Genomic DNA, 22,960 nt, shown 5'->3' with positions numbered 1-22,960 from the left:
GCCCCCGCGGATCATGCACCCGCTCAACTTGCTGAGAATGAATGATGATTGAAAACTGGTACAGGGCCGACGAGGCACGGAAATGGCGTGATCGGGCCGGAACAGACCCCGCAGATCAGGAACTGGGCGAACGTGTCTATACCTCGCGGCTGATCGGTCAGAACCCGGACCTCCTGATGCACGGAGGAGGCAACACGTCGGTCAAACTGGAACGCCCTGATCTGTTCGGTGATCCGCAGCGCGTTCTGCATGTCAAGGGATCCGGGTGGGATCTGGACAGCATCGAGGCACCGGGCCTGCCGGGCGTGTGGCTTGATCCTTTGATGAAACTGCGCGCATTGGACCATCTGTCAGATGCGCAGATGGTCAATGTTCAGCGCGCCAATCTGTTGGATTCGGGTTCTCCGAACCCCTCTGTGGAAACTCTGTTGCATGCATTTCTGCCGCACAAATATGTGGATCATACGCATGCGACACCCTTTCTGGTGCTCGCCAATCTGCCAAATGCCGAGGACGTCTGCCGCGAGATTTTCGGCGACCGACTGGGCATTGTGCCCTATATCATGCCTGGCTTCGGGTTGGCCAAAAAGGCGGCCGAGGTATTTGACGAAAACCCGAATGTCGAAGGGCTTCTGCTGCTTCAGCACGGGCATTTCACGTTCGGTGCGACGGCGCAGGAAAGCTATGACCGGATCGTGGCGCATACCAACGAGGTTGCTGCCTATTTCGGAATGAAGGACCTGACGACAATTGGCCGTCGCGATCCGGCTGAAAATCTTGAGGCATTGCCGATCCTGCGCGGGGTCATCGCCGAAGTGGCGGCCCAACGGGATGACCCGATGCCGGTTTTTGACCTCCGCAACGGGCCGGATGTCATGCAGTTTTTCGATCGTCCGGATATTGATTCATTGGCCCAGCGGGGCATGGCGTCGCCGGATCACGTGTTGCGGACAAAAGGCTGCCCGCTTGTATTGCGCGCGTCGGATTTGTCTGGGGGGCGGGCGCGGATCAAGGCAAAGGTCGAAGAGTTTGCCAAAGACTATCGGGCGTATTTTGAACGGCAGTCGCCGCAGGCCGACGAACCCAAGAAACTGCTGCCCCAAGACCCCAAACATGCCTGGATCGAGGGCGTGGGGGTCCTGGGAATGGGCCCGAACGCAAAGGCTGCCTCGGCAGCGGCGGATCTTGCGGAACAAAACCTGCGGGTTCGAACAGTGGGCGAAGACGCGGGCGGTTTTTTTCCCATCAATGAAAAAGATCGCTTTGATTGTGAATACTGGTCATTGGAACAGGCGAAGCTGGGCAAAAGCTCACCACCTCCGCTTCAGGGCAGGATTGTGATGGTGACCGGCGGTGCAGGGGCGATAGGTCTGGCCACCGCCAAGGCCTTTGCTGACGCCGGTGCAAATGTCGTTCTGGTGGACCAGGATGAACGGGCGTTGGCCGAAGCCAAATCGACACTTGGCACATGGCATTCGACATATGCCTGCGACGTAACCGAGAGAGGCGCCGCAGATGCCGCGATTGCGGCGGCGATACACCGGTTTGGTGGGATCGATGTAATGGTATCGAATGCCGGTTCGGCGACTTCGGGCGCTTTGCTGGATCTTGGTGACGACGAATTCCGCGCGGCTTTTGAACTGAATTTCTTCGCGCACAAGGCGTTTGCGACACAGGCTGCGCGAGTGATGCAAGCTCAGGGCCGCGGCGGTCAGATCCTGTTCAATATCTCCAAACAGGCGATCAACCCGGGCCGGAACATGGGGGCCTATGGCACGCCAAAAGCCGCCACCCTGTTCCTGTTGCGCCAGTTGACACTTGAATTGGCTGAATATGGGATCCGTGTGAATGGGGTGAATGCAGACCGAATTCGGTCTGGCCTGCTGACGGATGGGTTCATTCAGGAACGCGCTGCCGCACGTGGCGTTTCCGAGGAGACCTATATGTCAGGCAACCTGCTGGGCCGCGAAGTCGAGGCGAAGCATGTCGCGGACGCCTTTGTTGCGCTGGCGCTGATGGAACGCACCACCGGTCATGTCGTGACGGTGGATGGCGGCAACACCGAGGCCGAACTTCGGTAACGCCTTTGCCCGATTGGTTCCCTGCCTGTGGCGTATCGATGTGCCTCAGGCAGGAACTGCTGTTCGGTTCTCACGGATCGGCAGGTGGACTATGGCGCTGAAGGCACCGATCGCGACCCCGATCCACCAAACCATGTTGTAGTCGCCATACTGGTCATACATGCGTCCGCCAAGCCAGACGCCCAGGAAGCTGCCGATCTGGTGGCTCAAGAAGATAAAGCCATAGAGCGTTCCCATATAACGCAGACCGTATAGATGCGCGACGAGCCCCGAAGTCAGAGGCACGGTGGCCAGCCAAAGCGATCCCATCACCAGCGAGAACACGATGACCGTAAGGGGTGTGATCGGGAGCACGATGAACAAAGCCGCGGCAATCGTCCGGCCCGTATAAACCGCGGCCAGAAGATATTTTTTCGGAAAGTGGTTGCCGGCCCAACCCGCCAGCAGCGTGCCGCCGATATTGGCCAGACCGATCAAGGAAATCGACACCGCACCAAGTGCGGATGTGGAGGTGATCCCGATGGAATGCAGTACGCCTCCGGGCTGGATTGGTCCACACATCTCGGTCACGAAAGCCGGGAAATGCGCGGTGATGAAGCCCAGCTGGTATCCGCAGCTGAAAAAACCCAGAAATATCAGCGCATAGGAAGGGTCGCGGAACGCTTTGCCCAGTATCTCACTCATGCTTTCTTGCATCTCTGCCTTCGAAACGGGCTGTGGTGCACGCATGAAGGGCAAGGTCAGCACAAGGGCAAGAATTGCCGCGGCGAACAGGACAAAAACCTGCTGCCAAGGCAGGAAAGTCAGCAGCCATTCGGCGGTCGGCGCCCCCAGAACCTGCCCAAAGCTGCCCGCGGCGGTAACGATGGCCAGCGACATGGAGCGGTTTTCATCGGTGGACGCGCGCCCGGCAACCGCCAGAACCACACCAAACCCGGTCCCGGCGATGCCGAAACCCACCAGCCACGCGTATATCTGATGCTCGAACGGCGTAACGGACCATGCCGTCAGCACCATGCCAGCCGCGTAAGTGAGAGCGCCGAGGATGATGGCTCGGCGGTCGCCCACCTTTTCGGCAATCGCAGCAAAGATCGGCTGCCCGATGCCCCAGGCCAGATTCTGAATTGCAATCGCCATCGAGAAATCGGTCCGCAGCCAGCCGAACTCATCGGCTATCGGAATCTGGAATACGCCGAACGACGCACGGACAGCGAAGCTGACCGTGATGATGATACATCCGACAATCAGAATCGGATTCAACAAGCGGGCGGATTGGGACATGGGACCTCAGGCGTTACGTCCGAAGGACCGTATTACTTTTGGTGTCACCGTCAATTCAGCAGATTTGCGGTCACGGATAAACAAAATTGATGTGTCGCCAAAAATGGCTTCTTTTCAACGGCCGAGGCGACGGGTAAGGCTCGGATTCATGACGGATCTTATTTCGCTTTACGAGGCCCGCATTGCGGACGGAACGCTGACACGCGACGACGCGCAAGAGGCCGTTCTGCCCCAATTCGAACGCATCCGGGCGGCGCTGTCCAAGCCGGTAAAACGAGGGCTCTTTCGCAAGGCGCCTCCGCCACCTAAAGGACTGTACCTGTGGGGCGGTGTCGGGCGTGGGAAATCCATGCTGATGGACATGTTCGTCGATACGCTGGGCAATATCCCAGCACGGCGCGTGCATTTTCACGCTTTCATGCAGGAGATTCACGCTGGAATGCACAAGGCCCGGCAACAGAATGTCGAGGATGCCCTGGCACCGGTGGCGCAGGAGGTGGTCAATTCAGTTCGCTTGCTCGCGTTTGACGAAATGCAGATCACCGACATTACGGACGCAATGATTGTCGGGCGGCTGTTTGACTTGTTGCACGAGGGCGGCGTGGTCGTGGTTACCACGTCGAACAGGCATCCCGACGATCTGTACAAGGATGGGCTGAACCGGCAGCTGTTCCTGCCCTTCATCGCCCATATCAAAGAGCAGTTGCAGGTGTGGGAATTGGTGTCGCCCACGGACTATCGGCAGAACCGGTTGGAGGGTGCCCCGGTCTATTTCACTCCGATTGGCCCAGAAGCCCGGCAGAAGATCAGAGAAGTCTGGACAGATCTTGCCGGTGGACCCGCTGATCCGCTTGTGTTGCACGTCAAAGGCCGGGCCGTTGAATTGCCCGCCTTTCGCAACGGGGTGGCGCGGGCTTCATTCTATGATCTGTGTGGCCGCATGCTTGGGCCGGGTGATTATCTGGCGATCGCCGAAGAGGTAAAAGTACTGGTGCTTGAGGACATCCCACGCCTGTCACGCAACAATTTCAACGAGGCCAAACGTTTTGTCACCCTGATTGATGCGCTTTACGAAGCCAGGGTGCGTTTGATCTGCTCGGCTGCCGCCGAACCCGAGATGCTGTACGTCGAAGGCGAAGGAACCTTCGAATTTGAACGCACGGCATCACGCCTGCGGGAAATGCAGGATCAGGATTGGGGGCGACAGGGGCGCTGATCCGCCCGTATCGCCCGCGCCAAGACAGTGTGTCAGCCAGATCATGAGGCCGGAACGCACCTACGCGTTTTCTTGCAGAATTTTTCCAGCCAGATAGAGCGAGCCGCAGATCAGAACACGCGCCTGCGGGTCAGTGTCCGTGATCACTTTCAATGCGTCCGATACGCTGTCAGCGGTGGATGCGGGAAGGTTGACCTTGGCCGCAGCCGCAGCCGTTTCTTCCGCGCTGAGCGTTGCGGTCTCACCCGGAATGGACACGGCTGTCAGACTTGTCGCCTTTTCTGCCAGAGGTGCAAGATACCCTGTCACATCCTTGGTGTTGAGCATGCCGCAGATCATGTGCGTGGGTTTTTGCGGCAGGTTCGTCAGCACGTCCGCCAACGCGGTTCCGGCGGCGGCGTTGTGGCCACCATCCAGCCAAATCTCGGCCTGCGGCGCCTGATCGACGAGCGGGCCGGATTTCAGACGCTGCATTCGCGCCGGCCATTCGGCCTTGGTCACGGCAGCTTCGTATGCGTCGTCGCCCATGTTCAGATGGCGCAGAACCGCCAACGCTGCGCCCGCATTCTGAATCTGATGTGCGCCCAGAAGGTTGGGCAGAGGCACATCCCGCAAACCGGTTTCGTCCTGATAGATCAGACGCCCGTTTTCTTCCTGCACGTGCCAGTGCTGACCATGAACCAACAAAGGCGCACCCAATCGGGCGGCCGTGTATTCGATGACCTCAAGCGCTTCGTCCTGTTGCGGACCGACAATGCACGGAACGCCGGGCTTGATGATGCCCGCTTTTTCCGCCGCGATCTTGCCCAAAGTATCACCCAGGAACTGTTCGTGGTCGATGGATACGGGAGTGATAACCGTGACGGCCGGGTTTTCAATCACGTTTGTGGCGTCCAGACGCCCGCCCAGCCCGACCTCGAGCAATGTGAAATCTGCCTTGGCGCGGGCAAAGGCCAAAAGGGCGGCGCATGTGGTGATCTCGAAATAAGTGATGTTTTCGCCGCCATTCGCAGCGTAGCATTCATCCAGAACCGCCGTCAGTTCTGGCTCCGAGATCAGCTCTCCGGCCAATCGAATACGTTCATGAAAACGGGCCAGATGCGGCGAGGTATAGGCATGTACCGAGCGCCCCACCCCTTCCAGCCCCGCTCTGATCATCGCCTGAGTCGAGCCCTTGCCGTTGGTTCCGGCAATATGGATGACCGGCGGCAATTTCAGCTGCGGATTGTCCAATGCCGCCAGCAGACGCCAGACACGGTCCAAGGTCAGATCAATGATCTTGGGGTGCAGCGCCATCATCCGATCGAGGATGGCGTCGGACGTCTTGGCCGTCATTTCTGATCTGTCTCTTCGGCGGGGGCCTCGATGGCGTCGGTTGGTTCCGGTGCCGGCAGATCGCCCTTGATCGCCGGCGGCAGATTCATCAGCATCCGCGTGATGGTAATCAGTTCATCGCGCATTTCGGTACGTCTGGTGACACGGTCCAGCATCCCGTGATCCAGCAGGTATTCGGCGCGTTGAAAGCCTTCGGGCAGTTTTTCGCGGATCGTCTGCTCGATCACGCGAGGCCCGGCAAAGCAGATCAGCGCATTGGGTTCCGAGATATGGACATCGCCCAGCATCGCATAAGACGCAGTAACGCCACCGGTTGTCGGATGAGTCAGTACCACGATATATGGCAGGTTGGCTTCTTTCAGCATCTCGACTGCCACAGTGGTGCGCGGCATCTGCATCAGGCTGAGGATACCTTCCTGCATACGGGCGCCACCGGCCGCCGAGAACAGGATCAGCGGCCGTTTGAGTTTTACCGCCTCCTGCGCGGCGGCGATGATCGCGTTGCCGACATACATGCCCATCGATCCGCCCATGAACGAAAAATCCTGCGCGGCGGCCACAATGGGGGTGCGGCCAATTTCACCCAAGGCGACCAGCATGGCTTCCTTTTCGCCGGTCTTCTTCTGCGCTGCCTTCATGCGATCGGGGTATTTCTTCTGATCGCGGAATTGCAACGGATCGTCTTTTGGCGCGGGTACTTCAAGTTCGGTAAAGATGCCGCCGTCAAACAAGTGCTTGAACCGCTCTCGCGGTTTGATCGCCATGTGGTGGTCGCACTGTGTGCAGACATTCTGGTTTTCCGCCAACTCGCGATGGAACAGCATCGTTCCGCATTCGTCGCATTTGTGCCAGAGGTTTTCAGGCACTTCGCGGCGTGAGAAGATCGAGTTGATCCGGGGGCGGACGTAGTTTGTGATCCAGTTCATGTCGGAACCTTGACTTGTGCGGTGTTGACGTCAAATAGGACGCCACGGAAGGAATTGCAATCAACGCCTGAGCGCAAGTCGCGCGGCCAGCCAGCAAACGAACATCACGGCAAGGTCCACCAGAAGCCAGGGGCGAAGCTGTTCGGCGTCGGATGCATCGAACGGAAGGGTGAACAGCGCCAGCCCGTTCAGATTGTCGGGCAACGAGATGAACAGCAACGCAATGATGTTGTTGAAAAAATGCAAGGCGATAGCTGGCCCCAATGTTCCCGCCCGTGCCGTTAGGTCCGATGTCAGCAGACCGAAAACGCAAGCCCACAGCGCAATCAGCAACGCGTTGTCGCCAGCCATGTCCGGTGTGTAATGTCCAACTGCAAACAGGATGGATGGTACCCCCATCCAGATGACAGGCGATTGGAATCTGGCTGCTAGGGTTTGCTGAATATAGCCTCTGAACAACAGCTCTTCGGCGCTGGTCTGCACCAGAACAACCAGGGCCGAAACCGGCAAAAGAAGAAGCCAGGTTGACAATGGCAGGTTCTGCGACAGAGATCCGCCAAAGCCATAAGGCGGCAACAGGAACCCGACAACGCCCAAAATAAGCAGTGCTTTCAACACTTTAAGGAATTGGCCCGCAGCCAATCGGTACCCGCCCACGATGGACACCAAAGACCTGTGCTGAACCTGCCGCGCGGCGACGGCCACGCCCAGAATGATGAAACCGAAACTGGCCAACAGCAACAGCAGCGCGAGGGGTGAACCGCCCATCAGAAGCGTCTGCGCCCAGCTTTCCGGACCCATCCCGGCAACCACGGTAAAAAACACCATGTTCAGAACGCTGACCAGCACGGCAACCAGCAAGAGCCCCAGCAACAGGCGCCAGATTTCCGGTTTGCCGCGCGCGGTTTCGACCAGATGGTCATGAGCGGAATATGCTTTAGGCATTATTATCCGTGCTTTCCTGAATCGCCTGATCCGTAATCGTCGGGAGCAGCTCCTCGGGGTTCTGCGCCGCATTGATTCTTGTGGACAACGTAGTCAGATATCCCGCAACAGTCTGTAGCAATTGCGTAGCAACCGAAGCGTCGCTTTCGACCACGGCACGCAGTTCCTCGGCGCCGATACGCAGGAACCTGCAATCTTCGGTGGCGACCAGATCCAGTTGTCTGGGCTCTCCTGTTATGATCGAGAGATCACCGATCAGCCGCCCGGGTTCGATGATCGAGATCGGGCGTTTTTTTCCATCATCCGTGGGCCAGTCCAGCCTGGCCTGCCCTGAGACGCACAGATACGCCGCGTCCGGCGCCTGACCACGCGAGAAAATGACTTGCCCCGCTGCTGCTTCGTACCATTGCGCTGAGAACGCCAACAACCGCTGGTTGCGGCCATCCACGCCGGAAAACAACTCGGTCGCCGAAATGATCTCGAGCTTGCGGCTCAGATCGTCCGACGTGCTGTCTTCTTGCGGGGATTTGGAGCGTGACACACCATCGATACGGCCATCCTTGATTTCCACAAACAGATCATACGCTTCGGGATGTGCAAAGTGATCTTCCATAAAGATCATAATGGAATCCGGCAACAATTCCCGCAGTTTCAGGCGGGTGCGCAACCGGCTTTCGGAATCGTGACTTGCCAGGGCCCTGTCCAGAATCAGGACGTCAGGCCGTTTGATACCCGCGCGAGAGAATGCGGCACGCTCCTGAAAGACGGTCGGCAGATTGTTCCCGCCCAGGCCTGCTGGCAGATCGTAGATGATGGCAGCTGCACGGCGTCGCAGGCCGGCTTCGTTCATGGCTTCGGCCACAACGTCTTCTATTTCGTCCGCATGTGCACCGGCCATCAACGACACCCGGCCGTAGATCGCATTTTCCATCACGGTCAGGCGCGGCACAAAGATGTCCGGCGCAACTGACATGAACATGCCACCCATCGCATCCCGCAGCCGCTTGGCCTGGCTTTTGCGGATGGCAAGAATCTTTTCCTTGTATACTTCCGGGAAATTTGGGCCGATCTGTTCGGCCGTTAACAGGAACGGTACCGTCAGTAGCAATGCGCGCTCCTGGTCGCTCACGGCCATATCACCCTTGGCTTTACGCCGTTCTTCGATATCCAGCAATTTGTGATACATGTCCTTGGACATGCCAAGCCTTAGGAAAAGCGGGTGATCCGCCCCGTCCCGCCCGAAGGTCTTGCTGAGCGTGTCAATGACGGCCTGAGAGATGCTGATCACGTCGTCAACCAGATCATGGGCCCTGAGCATCTGGACGAACCGTTCGTCACCCGCCAAAATATCCGGAGAAATGTCCTTGGATGGTGCCGCGAACAACAGGTTTCCGCCCAGCGGAACTGCCGGGTTAAAGCGATCAGGGTCGAAACGGTACACATATCGATCAAGCCCCTTTTCTGCCAGGCGCTCGGCGATGGTCCCTCGTAAATTGACAACTTCCTGTGCCAGGACCGGGTGAATTTCCGGGTCGAACTGCGTACGCAAAGTGCGGCGGAACATGAACTCGTCGATACCCATCGCTTCCACCAGCTGGAACCACCAGTCACGTATGTCGTCGATATCGTCAAGACCGGCAAGGCCCGGGTCAATCCATTCATCGTCCAGAGAATCCGGTGAATTGCCTGCACGAACAGCTTCGATTTGCCACCGCGTCGGGGCCTTGAGCGTATCTGCTTGATGTCGTGGATGCGTGCGCAAAGGCATCATGAGGTTGTCGCCCAAGGTCCCGTCAAACAGGTAAGGGCGCGAATAGGCATAGCCGATCCGGGCCGCGATGACGGCCTGATGCAGACCGCGCAGATTATGTCCGGCTATGATCACCTCACCCTGAGCCGGCAACACCTCACGAGTCAAAAGCTGACCCAACGCGCTGCGTTCCGACGCCTGTCCAGACTGAATTGCGACGCGCGCGCCGCGCGGAATGGTCAGATCGAGATCTTCGAGAACGGTTTTACCATCGCTGTCGCGAACCGTCACATTTCGCAGCTCTATGTCGCCAGTCAGACGCGGAATGGTTTCAGGCTCACCCTCGAAAAGCTCTTCCGGTATCATGTTGTCCGGCGCAAATCTCTCGGTGACGATTTCCCACCGCAAAGACATGTCCTGTACCTGATTGTAATAGGTCAGCAGATCCTTCCATGGGCCGCTCAGATCCTTGTAGGCGCCCAACGCGGCAACCAGCGCACCGACGGTCACCTCGCCGGTGATCGCCAGATATCCACCCACTGAATAAAACAGGAAGGGTGTCATCTGAGTTATCAGGTTGTTGAGGAACTTCATGAAGAATTTTTTGTTGTAGATCTTAAAACGGATCTCGAACAGTTTCCCCAGCCGATGGCTGAATTGCGCAAGGCGATAGCGCCACCCTCCGTTGGTACGCAGATCGCTGATACCCGCCGCAGTTTCGCCGATCTCTGAGCTCAGACGTCGAACTTCCTGAATGCGGTCCTTGTTCAGAAGGTTGATTTGCCGCTGAAGCTTGGGGATCAGCCAGGCCTGAAGCGGGATCAGCGCGATACTGGCAAGCCCGAACCAAACGCTTTGCATGAACAGGAAGGTGACGATCGTCATCATCTGGCCGAACTGGAAAACCGGCTGCGCGATGGCATCCCCCATCAGGCCACCCATCGGTTCGGCCTCGGACGTGATCATCGATACCAGCTCACCCTGGCTGGTGGTCGCAAAATAGGATTTCGGAAACCGCATCGACCGTTGGATCAACGTAAAGCGCAGGCGCCGCAGCATGCGCTCGGCTAGGACGCCCTTCATCGTATTGATGCGCATCTTCATGACACCGCTCACGATCACCGTCGCCAGAAATGCAACGCACAGTATCATCAGATACTGAACCTGCGTCACGGTGAAGTTCCAGATGGTTACCGTGTCACCCGGCGCGCCGATTGCGTCGTTGATGATTTGTTTGGGAAGTTCCAGCGAGGCGTAAAGAAACGGGAACGACAGGACCGTCAGCAGAAGAAGAACAAGTTGCTGTTTCTTCGAATATTTCCAAATGAAGGCAAATAAAGTGGACTCCATAACCTGGCCTTGTCATGCGCTAAACTGTTGTGTGGCTGTTCTTGGGATGACCCACTTTGCAGGAGCCAAACGGTAAGCACTGACCCGGTACATTGCAAGAATAGACCAGTTCAGTTTCAGCATGTTGCGCCTAACCAAATTTTGGGGGGACCCCAACAGGAAAACACAAGTCTTCAATAGCAAATCCGTTATTGCGGTTTTGTTCATGCTGTTGTCCTTGACTAAGGCCGGGCATTATCGGACGACGTGGCCATGGGCAGGATTCTGGATCGCTATTTTCATCGCAAGATTCTGGGGCGCTGGCGTCGAGCCGCGCATCAGGCGCCGTATGCCACCCAGGCAGATTTGCGCTTGCAACGGGATCAGGCCCGCGGTTTGCGCAGGCATCTTGATCATTTGATACAGCAGGCAGACAGTCGCCTGATCCGGCCAACGATTGGGTCAACGCAGTTTCCCAAACCCGTCGGAACAGACTGGAGCTGCCGCCCCGACCTATGGCGTGCGCCCCTGACGCAACCGGGTGTGGCTTCGGCCCCGCGAAAGACCGTTCTGGACAGTCAAGTCAGCGTGTTCCACGATTGCCCGTTTTCTGAAATCGCCGTTCGGCAAGTCCGGAACAGAGGGGACAGAGACCTGGCTCCGTTCAGTCTCGTGATCGAGGTTTTCAGCTTTGGAGGGTCCTTCCTGTCCGTTTCGGTTGAATTGCCTGAGGATGCTGCAATTCATCTAACGCGCGAGCATCTTGTGAGGCTGGAAACCCTGATCGAGTGTGAAAAGCCATCGGGCGTTTTCGCGCGCCTCAACATTCAGCACGGGCCCAATATGGAACAGGTGTTGCGAAGCCTTGATCCCAGCGAGGTATCAAAGGCCGTGGATTTTGATCTGGCGCATCTCCCCCTGAATGAGCGCAGGATCGAAAAAATCTGGCTGGATTTGATTTTTGAAACGCCCGAGATGAATCGCATGGTGGTGCGGGATCTTACGTTTTGCCGTTTTCATCGTGCCGATTTGTGAGAAGATCAGTCATGACGCAGACCAAGCTAACCTTCATACGGTTCGAAAACGGAATCTGGCAAGGCCACATTCAAGCCAGCAGTACGCCTAACCCCGAGGTAAGCTATCAGGGCGAAACCCTGAGCGATGTTGACCTGTCGCCCGCAGAAGACGGATGGGACTTGCGCATACAGGTGCCTGTTGCAGCCCTATCCGAAGGCGTGCACACGTTCGTCGTTGCAGATGCAGCCACAACCGAAAAACTGGGAAGCTTCACGGTGATTGCCGGTGAGCCCGCCGCAGATGATCTAAGGGCCGAAATTGATTTGCTGCGGGCTGAACTGGATATGCTGAAACGCGCTTTCCGCCGGATTTGCCGAGACGACCCCTAATCCGTTCCTGCTAGTTTTCCTGTCAATCTTGCCAGATTCGTGCATCATTGGCGTTTTCAGAGCGGATCGCGCCTTGTCATGGATCGCAGCAGCATAGTCAAAGTCATCGCTTTGATGGTTACCGGATTTGGCATCGGTATTGATTTTACCGGCGCCCTGATGCTGGTGCCTGCGATCGAAAGCAGCTTTGACGCCGACATCACCAGCACCCAATGGGTTCTGAACATCTATGCCTTGTTTTTCGCCATGACCATGGTCGCAGGCGGACGGCTTGGCGACATGTATGGCCACCGCAGAATGATGCTTTTTGGCCTGTCGATCTTTCTGTTTTCCTCGGTCATGTGCTTTGTTTCGCCCAGTCTTGATTTTCTTGTCATTGCGCGTGCGCTGCAAGGCATCGGCGCGGGTTGTGTGTGGCCCTGCACGCTGGCCTTCGGGGCAACCAAAGTATCAAAGCCAGAACATCGAGCCTTGGTGATGGGGCTAATTCTAGCAGGTGTGACCACCGGAAACGTGTTTGGTCCGATGCTCAGCGGATTGGCCGTGAACTTGGGAGAGTGGCGCTACTTTTTCCTCGCCAATGTGGTCTTTTCCTGCATTTCGATGGCCACCGCGCTGATCCTGATGGAGCGCGAAACACAGCACAAACCGGATGAACACCTCGACCTCGCCGGAATGGGTGTGTTGTCCTTTGCCGTTTTGCTGCTGCTTTACGGTTTGGATGTGGGCGCGGACTGGGGGTGGACGTCCGTTCCGTTGTTGATGCTGTTTTTCACCAGCGCTGCGCTTTTCATTCTGTTCCCCAAAGTCGAGAAACGCGTGACAGAGCCGCTGCTTTTGCCGCAGATGATGCAAAACCGCGAGTTTCGCATCACCCTTGGCCTGAACATGTTCAACGTGTCCGCGGCATTTGTGGGGCTGCTGTATTTTCCCCAATACATGCAAAAGGTGCTGGGCTGGTCGACGTTTGAATCGGCACTGGGCTTGGCGCCGCTGACCGTGTTGCTTGCCGTGGGATCAATTGTTTCGGGCACGCTTTACAATGATTTCGGCCCCAAGCGGCTGCTGTTTTGGGGATATCTGATCGCAACGATTGGCGCTGCGACCATTGTCGTGCTGCCCGGTGATCTGGGGTACTTTCGCATCCTGCCCGGCATGGCGATGATCGGGCTGGGCGCAACATTGACGGTTGGGCCGTCCGGAACTGCTGCAATGTGTGCCGTAAAGCCGGAACGGGCTGGGCTGGTTGGCGGCCTGAGCTTCATGACCCACCTGGTTTACGGCGCAATCTCTGTCGCCTGTGCCACGGCCATTATGTACGTCGTCAGCCTGTCTGAGCTTCGCCAGTATGTGGCCGCTTCGGGCATCAAGTTGACCGAAGCAGAGCTTCGCACGATCAACGGCGGAACACTTGAAACGCCGTCCGCCCATGCGGTAATCAGCCGGTTGTCATCCAGCGAAGCAGAGACGGTTCAACGGGCATTGTCGGCGGCCTTTGACAGCGGAATGAGTATGGCTTTCGTCTTTTCGGCCTTGTCCGTCTCGGTCGGTCTCGTTCTGGCGCTGCTTCTCGACGAAAAGAAACTGCACCGGATCGAAAGCTAAAGCCGGGAGCCAAGGGCTGCGACATCCGCAGCCCTAACCATTTTACTGTGACGGCCCGTTGGGGTTGAAGGCCGACAGCCCCTTCAGGATATCGATGGCATAGGCCAGCTGGTAATCCTCTTCCCTCAGCTCTGCGGTTGCCTCGGCCTTGGCGCGATCTTCTTCGATCTGGCGGATCTCATCTTCGCTGAGGCTGTCATTGTTGAGGCTGCCGCGCAGATCGGCCTCGGACCGCGAACGGGCGTTGGCTTCTTCCTCTTCCGGTTCTGGCGCCGGACGGGGTTGTTCCACGATGATATCAGGGCTGACACCCAGAGCCTGAATCGACCGCCCCGATGGGGTGTAATACCGGGACGTAGTCAGGCGCATCGCACCATCACCCCGCAGCGGCATCACCGTCTGAACCGACCCTTTGCCGAAGCTTTTGGTGCCGACGACGATGGCCCGGCGATGATCCTGAAGCGCGCCCGCGACGATTTCAGATGCCGAGGCCGAACCACCATTGATCAACACGACAATGGGCTTGCCTTCCGCCAGATCGCCGGGGGTGGCGTTGAAACGCTCACCCTCTTCCGGGTCCCGTCCACGGGTCGAGACGATTTCCCCTTCGTTCAGGAACGCATCCGAAACTTTGATGGCCTGTGTTAACAGACCGCCCGGGTTGTTGCGCAGGTCCAGTACGACACCATTGACCTTGTCGATGCCACCGGCTTCTTCGATCTGTTCCTTCAACCCTTCCTGTAGATTGGGGAAAGTCTGATCATTAAAGGTCGTTACCCGCAGGACGACACTTGTGCCTTCGGTGCGGGCGCGAACGGCGGTCAGCTTGATCGTGTCACGGATAATGGTGACATCGAAGGGATCAGGTTCGCCTTCGCGCACGACGGTAATAACGATCTCGGAGCCGACCGGACCCCGCATCAGATCCACCGCCTTGTCCAGTGTCAGGCCCAGAATGCTTTCGCCATCCACATGTGTGATGAAATCTCCGGCTTCGATCCCAGCCTCGTCAGCGGGTGTGTCGTCGATGGGAGACACGACTTTGACAAAACCGTCTTCCTGCGTGACCTCAATACCCAGTCCACCGAACTCGCCCCGGGTCTGCACGCGCATCTGTTCCGCATCATCGGGCGAAAGATAACTGGAATGCGGATCAAGAGAGGTCAGCATTCCATCGATTGCCGCCTCGATAAGTTCTTCGGGCTCGACCTCTTCGACATATTGCGCACGGATGCGTTCGAAAATGTCGCCGAACAGGTCAAGCTGTTCATAGACGCTGGCCTTGTTCACAGCCTCCTGCGCCAGCAGGGGACCTGCGATCTGTGTTGTCGCAAGAATGCCTGCCAACGTTCCGGCCAAACCGGCCATCACAAATTTCTTCATACTCGTTTATCCATCCTTGTCGGTCCGAAACCACGTTTCCGGGTCCACCGGGCTGTTATCTTCTCTTACCTCTATATAGAGCGTTTCTGGGCGATCAGTTCCAGTGCCATCACCGCTTGTTGACAATATTGCGCCGATTTCCGGCATTTCACCCGGCATCAGGCCAACCGGAGTGCCTTTGGGGATCACCTGCCCGGGTTGACCATAGACCTCTTGCAAGCCCGAAAACACGAACAACAGGCCCGGTTGCGGCTCCAGAATGACAAGGTTTCCCAAATCCAGCAATGGCCCGCGATAGCGGATCGTGGCCGCAGTGGGGGATGTTACAAGCGCACGGGAACGGGTGCCGATGACCAGACCAGCGCGGGCGACCCCTGCGGCGTCCGGTTCACCGGCCTTGTGCAGCAAAACGCCCTGCACCGGCAAAGGAATCTGTCCTTTCTGATCCAGGATGCTTGCGTCGGTTTCAATGATCTCGCCTTCTGAAATCTCTGACAGACCGCTTGCAAAACCATCCAGAGTCTCGGTCGAAGAAATCAGAATGGCCGTGCGCACCGGGTCTTCGACAAACCGACGCGGCAAATCAGTGCGGTCGGCAATCGCTTCGCTCAATCGCGTGCGGGCATCCTGCACACCGCGCAGCCCTTCGGTCAAAGTTTCCGAGGCGCTTTGTTGCAGCAGACGCAGGGTCTGAACCTCTTGCAGGTCCTGTGCCAGCGCTTGCGCTTTTACGTTAAGACCAGGCGTGACCTCGGACAGCATCATTCCGGCCCGCGCCGCGCCCAATGGGCCTGACGGGTGCAGCATCAGCACTGGCGGCGCGGTCGTTTCGATGGTCTGCAAAATACCAAGCAACTGCCTGACGTCCTTTTCACGCGCGCTCAATTGCGCGCTCAGTTGCGCTTCGCGTGTTGCAGCCTTGCGCAGACCGGTCCGCATCGCGCTCAGCCCGGCCTCATAGGCTTGTATCGTTTCGGTCAGCGCCCGCACCCGATCCCTTGCGCCGTCTGCTTCGCTCAGCGAAATCGACGCCTGTTCCAGCATCCTTGCCGCATCCAGCGCCGCCCGAGAAGCGTCGGTCTGGGCAAAGGCCTGACAAGCTGAAAGCAGCACAATCGCTAGGGCGGTCAGCCTCATGACAGCAGGCTTTCTCCGGTCATTTCCGGCGGTTTGGGCAGGTTCATCAAATCAAGCAGGGTCGGCGCCAGATCAGATAACCGCCCCTGACGCACCTGCGCGCCCTCTGGCCCTCCGACCAAAGCTATGGGCACCGGGTTCAGCGTGTGCGCCGTATGCGGACCGCCGGTTTCCGGATCAACCATCACTTCACAGTTACCGTGATCGGCGGTGACGATCATTGCGCCGCCTGCTTTTTCCAAGGCAGCAACGACCTGAGCCAATCCTGCATCAACGGCCTCACATGCCTTGATCGCAGCTTGAAGGTCGCCGGTATGCCCGACCATATCAGGGTTGGCGTAATTGGTTACGATCAGGTCGTAACCTTGTTCGATCGCCTCGACAAACTTGGCTGTGACCTCGGCCGAGGACATCTCGGGTTGCAAATCATAGGTCGCAACCTTGGGTGATTTGGGCATATAGCGATCTTCACCTTTTTCAGGGGTCTCCTTGCCCCCGTTCAGGAAAAAAGTGACATGGGGGTATTTTTCGGTTTCAGCCAGCCGGAACTGACGCAACCCCTGCTTGGCGACCCATTCCCCGAGCGTGTTCACAATCGCCCGTTTCGGAAAAACCGCGGTCATATATGCGTTGTGACCGTCCGAATACTCTACCATGCCCAGCAGCGCCGACAGTTTCGGCCGCGGCCCGGTTTCGAACTCGGCAAAGCCCGGTTCACCAATCGCGCGCAGGATTTCGCGAGCACGATCTGCACGGAAATTTAGACAGAAAAAGCCATCGTCGTCGGATACGCCCTTGTAACCTTGCAACACGGTCGGCGTAACGAATTCGTCAGACTCAGACTGGTTGTAGGCATGGTCCACAGCGCCATGTGCGGTGTCGGCCGCCCTGCCCTTGCCGTTGATCATCGCGTCATAAGCTTCTGCGATCCGCTCCCAACGATTGTCGCGATCCATGGCGAAATAGCGACCGCTTACCGTGACGACACGTGCCCCCTCGGGCAGCCGTTCTTCCAACTTGGAAAAATAGGTCAGCGCAGATTTTGGGGCCACGTCGCGCCCATCCGTGACCGCATGAAGGGCGACCGGAACACCGGCATCCGTAATGGCCTTGGTTGCAGCGATGATGTGGTTCAGGTGCCCGTGAACACCACCATCCGAGACCAACCCCATGAGATGAGCCGTACCCCCTGAGGATTTGACCTTGGAAATGAATGCCTGCAATGCCTCATTGTCAAAGAACGAACCGTCTTCGATGGCCAGGTCGATCTGACCCAGATCCATGGCCACAACGCGGCCCGCACCTATGTTTGTATGACCGACTTCGGAGTTACCCATCTGCCCACTGGGCAGACCTACGTCCGGGCCATGCGTTGTCAGCGTGGCGTGCGGGCATTTGGCCATGATCGCGTCAAAGGTCGGCGTGTTCGCCAGATAGGGCGCATTCGCCTGTGTGTCGTCTGACACGCCCCACCCATCAAGAATGCACAGAACAACGGGTTTGGGGGTTGGCATTGAAAATCTCCGATTACTGCTCTTGGGTCTTCTTCTAGCGTCTGGCCGGCAAGGGGTGAACCATCTTTGCGGCAATTTACGCAGAATTAATCAAACGGCCTGGCGGCTTCGGCCCATCGCTGGCGGACAATGAGCCGCTGCATTTTTCGACGCAAAGCCATCATGGTTTTATCGGGGAAAACCCGGACGAGACTAGTCTTTGAGGTAACGCGTGTATGGCTTCGCCTTGCGGTTGCGATAATTGACCGTCAGTTCCAGCGGCGTGTCGTTTTCGTCGTAGATGCCGATCATGATGCCCGTGCCCCCGCTTCGGGTCCGCATATCGATCAACTGCTGTTCGGACCGGGTGGTGCGCTGCGACGGGCGCCGCGCCCAGGCAAACAGGTGATCGTACATTTGCGCGATGACTTCCGAATGATCCGCGCTGTCACCCAGATCCACCAGTTCATCGGGGTCGTTTTCCAGATCGAACAGGATCGGCCTGTACCCGCCCTCGCAATGGATGAGCTTCCACTTTTCATTCGCGACCATGAACATCACCGCGTCACGAACGGGTACGTTCAGCCGCTGCGCGATGGGGGACGCGGAATAGTCATACTCGCAAATCGCGACCTGTCGGGGCGTTTTTTTGGACTGACCATGCAGGATCGGCAGCAGAGAATGCCCCTCGAGAATATGCCCGGCTTTTTCGCCGCCTGCCAGTTCCAGAAACGTTGGCGCCAGATCGATCGACTCGACCAGCGCGTCGCAGGTGGTGCCGCGCGTGACGTCCGCTTCGGGTGATGGGTCATAAATGATCAGCGGCATTTTGGTTGAGGCATCGTGGAAGAAAGTCTTCTCACCCATCCAGTGGTCGCCCAGAAAATCACCGTGATCCGAGGTCAGCACGATCATCGTGTCGTCCATCCGCCCGGTTTTCTCCATCCAGTCGAACAGACGACCCATCTGGTCATCCGCTTGTTTGATCAGCCCCATGTACGCCGGGATCACCGCCTCTCGTACATCCTCGCGCGAAAATGCCTGCCCGACCTTGGTGTCCATGAAGGCCTTCAGGACGGGATGGGCATTTTTTCGCTCAGCTTCCGAGCGGACCACGGGCACGACATGTTCGGGCCCGTACATCGAAGCGTAAGGTTCCGGCACGATGTAAGGCCAGTGAGGCTTGATGTAGCTGAGGTGACAGCACCATGGTCCGTTATGGCTGTCCATGAACTCGATTCCACGGGTGGTCAGATATGGTGTTTCACTGTCCTCTTCCGCGATATTTGCCGGTTCGGATGAATTCTTCAGGAACCACCCTGACAGCACGTTGCCATCGGCATCCAGACCGGAATTGGCAAAATCATGCCACGGATTGTCGCTCTCGTATCCCTTGTCTGCAAGGTAATGGTTGTATTTCTTTGCCCCGTCCGGGTCATAGAATCCGTCCGGACCCTCTGCGCGCAACCCGTCATCGCGTTCGAACACGTCAAACCCGCATTCCGCGACGCGGGCGCCGATGACGCTGTCGGGCTCCAGCCCAAGACGGGCCATCCCCTCGGCATCGGCGGCCATATGGGTCTTGCCGACCAGCCAGCAATCCATTCCCGCCTTGCGCAGGTGGTCGCCCAACGTGATCTCACCCACTTTGAGGGGAATGTTGTTCCATGAGGCCCCATGGGAATGCACATAGCGCCCGGTATAGGTCGACATGCGGGAACTGCCGCAAATCGGCGATTGGATATAGGCCCGGTCAAAGCGGACACCGCGCGCGGCCAGACGATCGATATTCGGAGTATGCAGATGTGGGTGCCCGTAACAGCTCAGATAATCCCAGCGCAGCTGGTCGAACATGATGAACAGGATATTCTTTGCCTTGGCCAACGCGGTGCCTCCCCGAAAGTCATGAGGACCTAGTTAGCCACTTCCGTTCGCAGAGCGAAGCAAAACTTGCTTCAGGCCTGATGTTCCATCTGTTCCAGCATCTTCCTGGCACGTTTGCATTGCAATTGGTCGCGCAGCGGGCTGTCCGGGTCGACATCCTTTTGGCACACAACGCATTTATCGGCGCCCGAGATCGCATTCAGGCCACCGCAGCTGCCTTTGATGGTCTTGCCCATCAGCATGACACCCAATGACATACCGACCATGACAAGCGCCAAAAGAATAAAGGCCAGAATAAAAGTGCTCATCTCGGTTCCTGCCTGTCAGTTGGTTCCCAAAGCGTTTTTGAACGCGGTACTGTGCGAAGTAATATAGGCATCTTCGCCGCCTGTCACATCCCGCGAGATGAAGTACACGGCAAGTTTATGCTTTTCCGCAATGTCCATTCCCTTCTCGTGACCCAAAGCCAGCATGGCCGTTGCCCAGGCATCCGCCAACATTGCGTTTTCCGCCAGAACCGTGACAGAGGTCGTGCGATGTGTGATCGGGCGTCCCGTGGTCGGATTGATGATATGCGAATAGCGCACGCCGTCCTGTTCGAAGAAATTCTTGTAATCGCCCGAGCTGGCCATGCCGCGATCATCCAGGGAAACGATCAATTGAATGCCCTGAGCGCCCGTTTCAGGCTTTTCGATGCCAATGCGCCAGGCTTCGCCCTGCTCATTCTTGCCTTTGGCAACAAGATCACCGCCGATCTCGACAAGGTAATCGTCGATACCGGCATCCTGCAAAGCGCCGGCAACCGCATCGATGCCATAGCCCTTCGCAATCGCCGACAGGTTGATGCCCACCTGCGGATCAGCCTTCGACAGCGTGCCGGCTGCGGTGTCGAGCGTCAGCAAACGGGCTTGCCCGACGCCGCTCAACGCGGCCTCGATTTCAGCATCCGAGGGCACCGGATCCTCGGGCTTGCGTGGGCCAAAGCCCCAAAGTTCGATCAGCGGGCCCAGAGTTACATCAAAAGTCCCACCGGTTTTTTCGTGCACGTCATTGGCGGCCGAAAGGACCAATGCGAGTTCGTCCGAGACCGGAACGGGGGCTGTGCTGGTTGACGCCGAAAAGACGGACACCTCGGATTCTGGATCCCAGTTGGACATTTTGCCGTTCACCTCGGCCAGCGTCTCTTCGACGGCCGCGGCCAATGCGGCCTCATCAAGATCTTCGCCGATCGCGGTTACGTTGAAGGTCGTGCCCATCGTTTCGCCCGACAGACGAACCACCTCGGGTTCTTTGTCGAACAAACAGCCGGAAAGAAGGGTGGCAACGGCCAGTAAAGGCATAAGACGCATCGGGCGATCTCCGGGAAATTCTGTGCCCGGCATATGCCAGTGGCCCCCGCCAGAGTCAAACTGCGATCACATCTTCAGCGGCAGGAAACCCAGCATCAAAAGGCCGACCCCCGCCGGCACGCCGAACAACCACGCACGTTTTTGCCAACCCGGCGGCTGTTGCTTCCACGCCATGCGGAAATTGTGGCCACAAACAACAACGGCAAAGAAGATCAATGCCGCTATGGGTGGCGTAAGATAGAGTTCACTCAATGGCTTGAACGTCCTTTCCGGGCCCGCGTTTTTGCCGATCGGCGCAATTGCACCCTATACAGGTCGTTTAGCTGCGCTAAGGTGAAAGGGAAAGACTTTGCAAGTACCACAAGGAGATTGCCCATGGCTCCAACCTCTTACCAGTCGCCTTCGCGTGGCGACAAGGCTGACAAGACGACGTACAGCCAGTCTGCGGAATCGAACCTGTCGCATTCGCAGACAACCGTGGCCAAGCTGCTTGAAGGGAAAGGGGACGCGGTGTTTTCGGTGCGGCCAAATGACACCATCCATTCTGTGGTCAACACGCTGAAAGAAAAGCGGATCGGTGCTGTTCTCGTGACGGATCAGAACGGGGCATTGCAGGGGATTTTGTCAGAACGCGACATCGTTCGGCGCATGGCAGATACACCCGGCCAGACCCTTCCGCAATCGGTCGAAGACCTCATGACCAGGGATGTTAAGACCTGCACACCGGATGATCTGCTGAATGAAGTTCTGAAAACAATGACCGAGGGTCGTTTTCGCCATATGCCGGTGCTGCGCGACGGCAACTTGTGCGGCGTCATCACGATCGGAGACGTTGTCCACTTCCGTCTCAAAGAGTTGGAATATGAAGCGCTTCGCATGAAGCAAATGATCGTCGGTTAAAGGCCCACTGTTCATCCGGTCGAGGTGAACCGAACACAACCGGCGTTGATCTCTGCGGCTGTCAATCGACCCGAAGCGAAAGCGCCCGTGTCAATCGATACCACCCGGTTCCTGATCCGGGGCAGGTCCACAATGGTGTGGCCATGCACCACCCATTGGCCATCGCTGCGGGCCAGCCTGGGAAACATGGGATGTCCCCAAAGACAAATCTGGCGATCCTGGGCCTCAGTCGGATGTCGGGGGTCCAGCGCCGCATGAACGAAAGTGACGTTGCCGGTAGTCCAGGTCAAAGGCCGGTCGGCAAGCCAGTTGATCAGGCTTTCCCCCATCTTCAGGCGAAGATCATCCGCCAGTTTTCGAACCTGCTGGTTGTTGTCGATATCCCCGGGCGGCTTCAACCCGAAAGACGCCAGTGTATGTACACCCCCATTTTGAAACCAAAGCCGGGCGTTGCGTTCCGGCGCCTCCAGGAATTGCAACAGAAACTCTTCGTGGTTTCCAAGAAGACATTGAACGCGTCCTCCTGACGTCTCGCTCAGGTGAAACAGGTGGCGCAGCACCTGCGCGCTGTATGGCCCTCGATCGATGTAATCTCCGACAAAGACCAGCAAGCTCTGATCGTCCAGTCTGGGCAACAACGCCTGCAACAAGTCCAGACGACCGTGGATATCGCCCACGGCCGTAACTTTCTCGGCCGGAGCGATGTCGCAAGACACCGCGTTCGTTGTCCGCCCCGCCCTGCGGTCGAACCACCGTCTGATCCAGTTCGTAATCATACACGTTGATCCCTATCCTTCTCGCCCATTGGCGGCAATGAGCATCTGATTGAATCAGCAAAGAGTTGACCAATGACGTCTGGATGTTCGATATGACCTTCGGCGCAGTTCAAAATGTTTGACCCGGCATCAGGGGCAGAACCTTTTGTTCGGCGATGATCATG

At 57.5% G+C, this 22,960-nt stretch carries 19 protein-coding genes; 6 read left to right on the top strand and 13 right to left on the bottom strand.

All coding sequences use genetic code 11. The annotated features are described in order from the left end of the window. Positions 1-41: 41 nt before the first annotated feature. Complete coding sequence (locus FIU92_RS18570) at positions 42-2,081, top strand: bifunctional aldolase/short-chain dehydrogenase (protein WP_371419762.1); 2,040 nt, start codon at positions 42-44, stop codon at positions 2,079-2,081. A gap of 45 nt (positions 2,082-2,126) precedes the next feature. Here the strand turns inward: FIU92_RS18570 and FIU92_RS18565 are convergent, their stop codons facing one another. Next, a complete protein-coding gene (locus tag FIU92_RS18565) occupies positions 2,127-3,362 on the bottom strand; it encodes an MFS transporter (protein WP_152460205.1) in 1,236 nt (411 codons plus the stop codon). A 148-nt stretch (positions 3,363-3,510) separates the two neighbouring features. Here FIU92_RS18565 and zapE point away from each other — a divergent pair, with 148 nt between their 5' ends. Continuing rightward, positions 3,511-4,578 (top strand): cell division protein ZapE, encoded by a 1,068-nt coding sequence (zapE, locus tag FIU92_RS18560; protein ID WP_152460204.1) that lies wholly within the window; start codon positions 3,511-3,513, stop codon positions 4,576-4,578. A gap of 60 nt (positions 4,579-4,638) precedes the next feature. Here zapE and FIU92_RS18555 read toward each other — a convergent pair whose 3' ends face one another. The 4 genes from FIU92_RS18555 to FIU92_RS18540 are packed head-to-tail and all read right to left on the bottom strand — an operon-like array spanning position 4,639 to position 10,884. After that, positions 4,639-5,913: a folylpolyglutamate synthase/dihydrofolate synthase family protein gene (locus tag FIU92_RS18555; RefSeq protein WP_152460203.1), complete on the bottom strand. Its 1,275-nt coding sequence runs from the start codon at positions 5,911-5,913 to the stop codon at positions 4,639-4,641. Continuing rightward, positions 5,910-6,839: an acetyl-CoA carboxylase, carboxyltransferase subunit beta gene (gene accD / locus FIU92_RS18550; RefSeq protein WP_152460202.1), complete on the bottom strand. Its 930-nt coding sequence runs from the start codon at positions 6,837-6,839 to the stop codon at positions 5,910-5,912. Before accD ends, FIU92_RS18555 begins: the two co-directional genes overlap by 4 nt. A 60-nt stretch (positions 6,840-6,899) precedes the next feature. Continuing rightward, positions 6,900-7,784 (bottom strand): CPBP family intramembrane glutamic endopeptidase, encoded by an 885-nt coding sequence (locus FIU92_RS18545; protein ID WP_152460201.1) that lies wholly within the window; start codon positions 7,782-7,784, stop codon positions 6,900-6,902. After that, positions 7,777-10,884: an ABC transporter transmembrane domain-containing protein gene (locus FIU92_RS18540; protein ID WP_152460200.1), complete on the bottom strand. Its 3,108-nt coding sequence runs from the start codon at positions 10,882-10,884 to the stop codon at positions 7,777-7,779. The genes FIU92_RS18545 and FIU92_RS18540 overlap by 8 nt, the downstream gene beginning before the upstream one ends. 252 nt (positions 10,885-11,136) lie before the next feature. Here FIU92_RS18540 and FIU92_RS18535 point away from each other — a divergent pair, with 252 nt between their 5' ends. The 3 genes from FIU92_RS18535 (at position 11,137) to FIU92_RS18525 (ending at position 13,874) form a co-directional block, all read left to right on the top strand. Continuing rightward, positions 11,137-11,898: a DUF6478 family protein gene (locus FIU92_RS18535; protein WP_152460199.1), complete on the top strand. Its 762-nt coding sequence runs from the start codon at positions 11,137-11,139 to the stop codon at positions 11,896-11,898. Positions 11,899-11,909: 11 nt separating this feature from the next. Next, positions 11,910-12,269: a hypothetical protein gene (locus tag FIU92_RS18530; protein ID WP_152460198.1), complete on the top strand. Its 360-nt coding sequence runs from the start codon at positions 11,910-11,912 to the stop codon at positions 12,267-12,269. 78 nt (positions 12,270-12,347) lie between these two features. Continuing rightward, positions 12,348-13,874: an MFS transporter gene (locus FIU92_RS18525; protein ID WP_152460197.1), complete on the top strand. Its 1,527-nt coding sequence runs from the start codon at positions 12,348-12,350 to the stop codon at positions 13,872-13,874. Between the two features lie 42 nt (positions 13,875-13,916). On the opposite strand, the gene FIU92_RS18520 is transcribed toward FIU92_RS18525, so the two are convergent. From FIU92_RS18520 to FIU92_RS18490, 7 genes are all read right to left on the bottom strand, one after another. Continuing rightward, on the bottom strand, positions 13,917-15,257 hold the full coding sequence (locus FIU92_RS18520) for a S41 family peptidase (RefSeq protein WP_152460196.1): 1,341 nt from the start codon (positions 15,255-15,257) through the stop codon (positions 13,917-13,919). Positions 15,258-15,263: 6 nt separating this feature from the next. Further along, entirely contained in the window at positions 15,264-16,394 is a 1,131-nt protein-coding gene (locus tag FIU92_RS18515) for a murein hydrolase activator EnvC (RefSeq protein WP_152460195.1), read from the bottom strand. Further along, positions 16,391-17,908 carry a 2,3-bisphosphoglycerate-independent phosphoglycerate mutase gene (gene gpmI / locus FIU92_RS18510; protein WP_152460194.1) on the bottom strand — a complete coding sequence of 506 codons (1,518 nt, stop codon included), beginning with the start codon at positions 17,906-17,908 and terminating at the stop codon, positions 16,391-16,393. The genes FIU92_RS18515 and gpmI overlap by 4 nt, the downstream gene beginning before the upstream one ends. Positions 17,909-18,100: 192 nt before the next feature. Continuing rightward, positions 18,101-19,771 (bottom strand): sulfatase-like hydrolase/transferase, encoded by a 1,671-nt coding sequence (locus FIU92_RS18505; RefSeq protein ID WP_152460193.1) that lies wholly within the window; start codon positions 19,769-19,771, stop codon positions 18,101-18,103. 71 nt (positions 19,772-19,842) lie between these two features. After that, positions 19,843-20,079 (bottom strand): (Na+)-NQR maturation NqrM, encoded by a 237-nt coding sequence (gene nqrM / locus FIU92_RS18500; RefSeq protein WP_152460192.1) that lies wholly within the window; start codon positions 20,077-20,079, stop codon positions 19,843-19,845. A gap of 15 nt (positions 20,080-20,094) precedes the next feature. Continuing rightward, positions 20,095-21,120 carry an FAD:protein FMN transferase gene (locus FIU92_RS18495; protein ID WP_254705409.1) on the bottom strand — a complete coding sequence of 342 codons (1,026 nt, stop codon included), beginning with the start codon at positions 21,118-21,120 and terminating at the stop codon, positions 20,095-20,097. Between the two features lie 66 nt (positions 21,121-21,186). Beyond that, complete coding sequence (locus FIU92_RS18490) at positions 21,187-21,372, bottom strand: hypothetical protein (protein ID WP_152460190.1); 186 nt, start codon at positions 21,370-21,372, stop codon at positions 21,187-21,189. Between the two features lie 123 nt (positions 21,373-21,495). On the opposite strand from FIU92_RS18490, the gene FIU92_RS18485 reads away from it, so the two are divergent. Further along, the gene (locus tag FIU92_RS18485; RefSeq protein ID WP_152460189.1) at positions 21,496-22,020 is read left to right on the top strand and encodes a CBS domain-containing protein; all 525 of its coding nucleotides are present in this window, start codon (positions 21,496-21,498) and stop codon (positions 22,018-22,020) included. 11 nt (positions 22,021-22,031) lie between these two features. On the opposite strand, the gene FIU92_RS18480 is transcribed toward FIU92_RS18485, so the two are convergent. Then, positions 22,032-22,796 carry a metallophosphoesterase family protein gene (locus tag FIU92_RS18480; RefSeq protein ID WP_152460188.1) on the bottom strand — a complete coding sequence of 255 codons (765 nt, stop codon included), beginning with the start codon at positions 22,794-22,796 and terminating at the stop codon, positions 22,032-22,034. Positions 22,797-22,960 lie beyond the last annotated feature (164 nt).

This window comes from Ruegeria sp. THAF33 (genome assembly GCF_009363615.1).
In the GTDB taxonomy this organism is placed as follows: domain Bacteria; phylum Pseudomonadota; class Alphaproteobacteria; order Rhodobacterales; family Rhodobacteraceae; genus Ruegeria.
The sequence above is the reverse complement of the archived record's forward strand: the minus strand, read 5'-3'. Positions and strand labels throughout refer to the sequence as shown.

Bases quoted from the DNA above. Each gene is read 5' to 3' on its own strand.
- zapE (WP_152460204.1), top strand. From the start codon at position 3,511: ATGACGGATCTTATTTCGCTTTACGAGGCCCGCATTGCGGACGGAACG.
- FIU92_RS18570 (WP_371419762.1), top strand. From the start codon at position 42: ATGATGATTGAAAACTGGTACAGGGCCGACGAGGCACGGAAATGGCGT.
- FIU92_RS18495 (WP_254705409.1), bottom strand. From the start codon at position 21,120: ATGCGTCTTATGCCTTTACTGGCCGTTGCCACCCTTCTTTCCGGCTGT.
- FIU92_RS18535 (WP_152460199.1), top strand. From the start codon at position 11,137: ATGGGCAGGATTCTGGATCGCTATTTTCATCGCAAGATTCTGGGGCGC.
- FIU92_RS18480 (WP_152460188.1), bottom strand. From the start codon at position 22,796: ATGATTACGAACTGGATCAGACGGTGGTTCGACCGCAGGGCGGGGCGG.
- nqrM (WP_152460192.1), bottom strand. From the start codon at position 20,079: ATGAGCACTTTTATTCTGGCCTTTATTCTTTTGGCGCTTGTCATGGTC.
- FIU92_RS18515 (WP_152460195.1), bottom strand. From the start codon at position 16,394: ATGAGGCTGACCGCCCTAGCGATTGTGCTGCTTTCAGCTTGTCAGGCC.
- FIU92_RS18525 (WP_152460197.1), top strand. From the start codon at position 12,348: ATGGATCGCAGCAGCATAGTCAAAGTCATCGCTTTGATGGTTACCGGA.
- FIU92_RS18540 (WP_152460200.1), bottom strand. From the start codon at position 10,884: ATGGAGTCCACTTTATTTGCCTTCATTTGGAAATATTCGAAGAAACAG.
- gpmI (WP_152460194.1), bottom strand. From the start codon at position 17,908: ATGCCAACCCCCAAACCCGTTGTTCTGTGCATTCTTGATGGGTGGGGC.
- FIU92_RS18485 (WP_152460189.1), top strand. From the start codon at position 21,496: ATGGCTCCAACCTCTTACCAGTCGCCTTCGCGTGGCGACAAGGCTGAC.
- FIU92_RS18520 (WP_152460196.1), bottom strand. From the start codon at position 15,257: ATGAAGAAATTTGTGATGGCCGGTTTGGCCGGAACGTTGGCAGGCATT.
- FIU92_RS18545 (WP_152460201.1), bottom strand. From the start codon at position 7,784: ATGCCTAAAGCATATTCCGCTCATGACCATCTGGTCGAAACCGCGCGC.
- FIU92_RS18555 (WP_152460203.1), bottom strand. From the start codon at position 5,913: ATGACGGCCAAGACGTCCGACGCCATCCTCGATCGGATGATGGCGCTG.
- FIU92_RS18530 (WP_152460198.1), top strand. From the start codon at position 11,910: ATGACGCAGACCAAGCTAACCTTCATACGGTTCGAAAACGGAATCTGG.
- accD (WP_152460202.1), bottom strand. From the start codon at position 6,839: ATGAACTGGATCACAAACTACGTCCGCCCCCGGATCAACTCGATCTTC.
- FIU92_RS18565 (WP_152460205.1), bottom strand. From the start codon at position 3,362: ATGTCCCAATCCGCCCGCTTGTTGAATCCGATTCTGATTGTCGGATGT.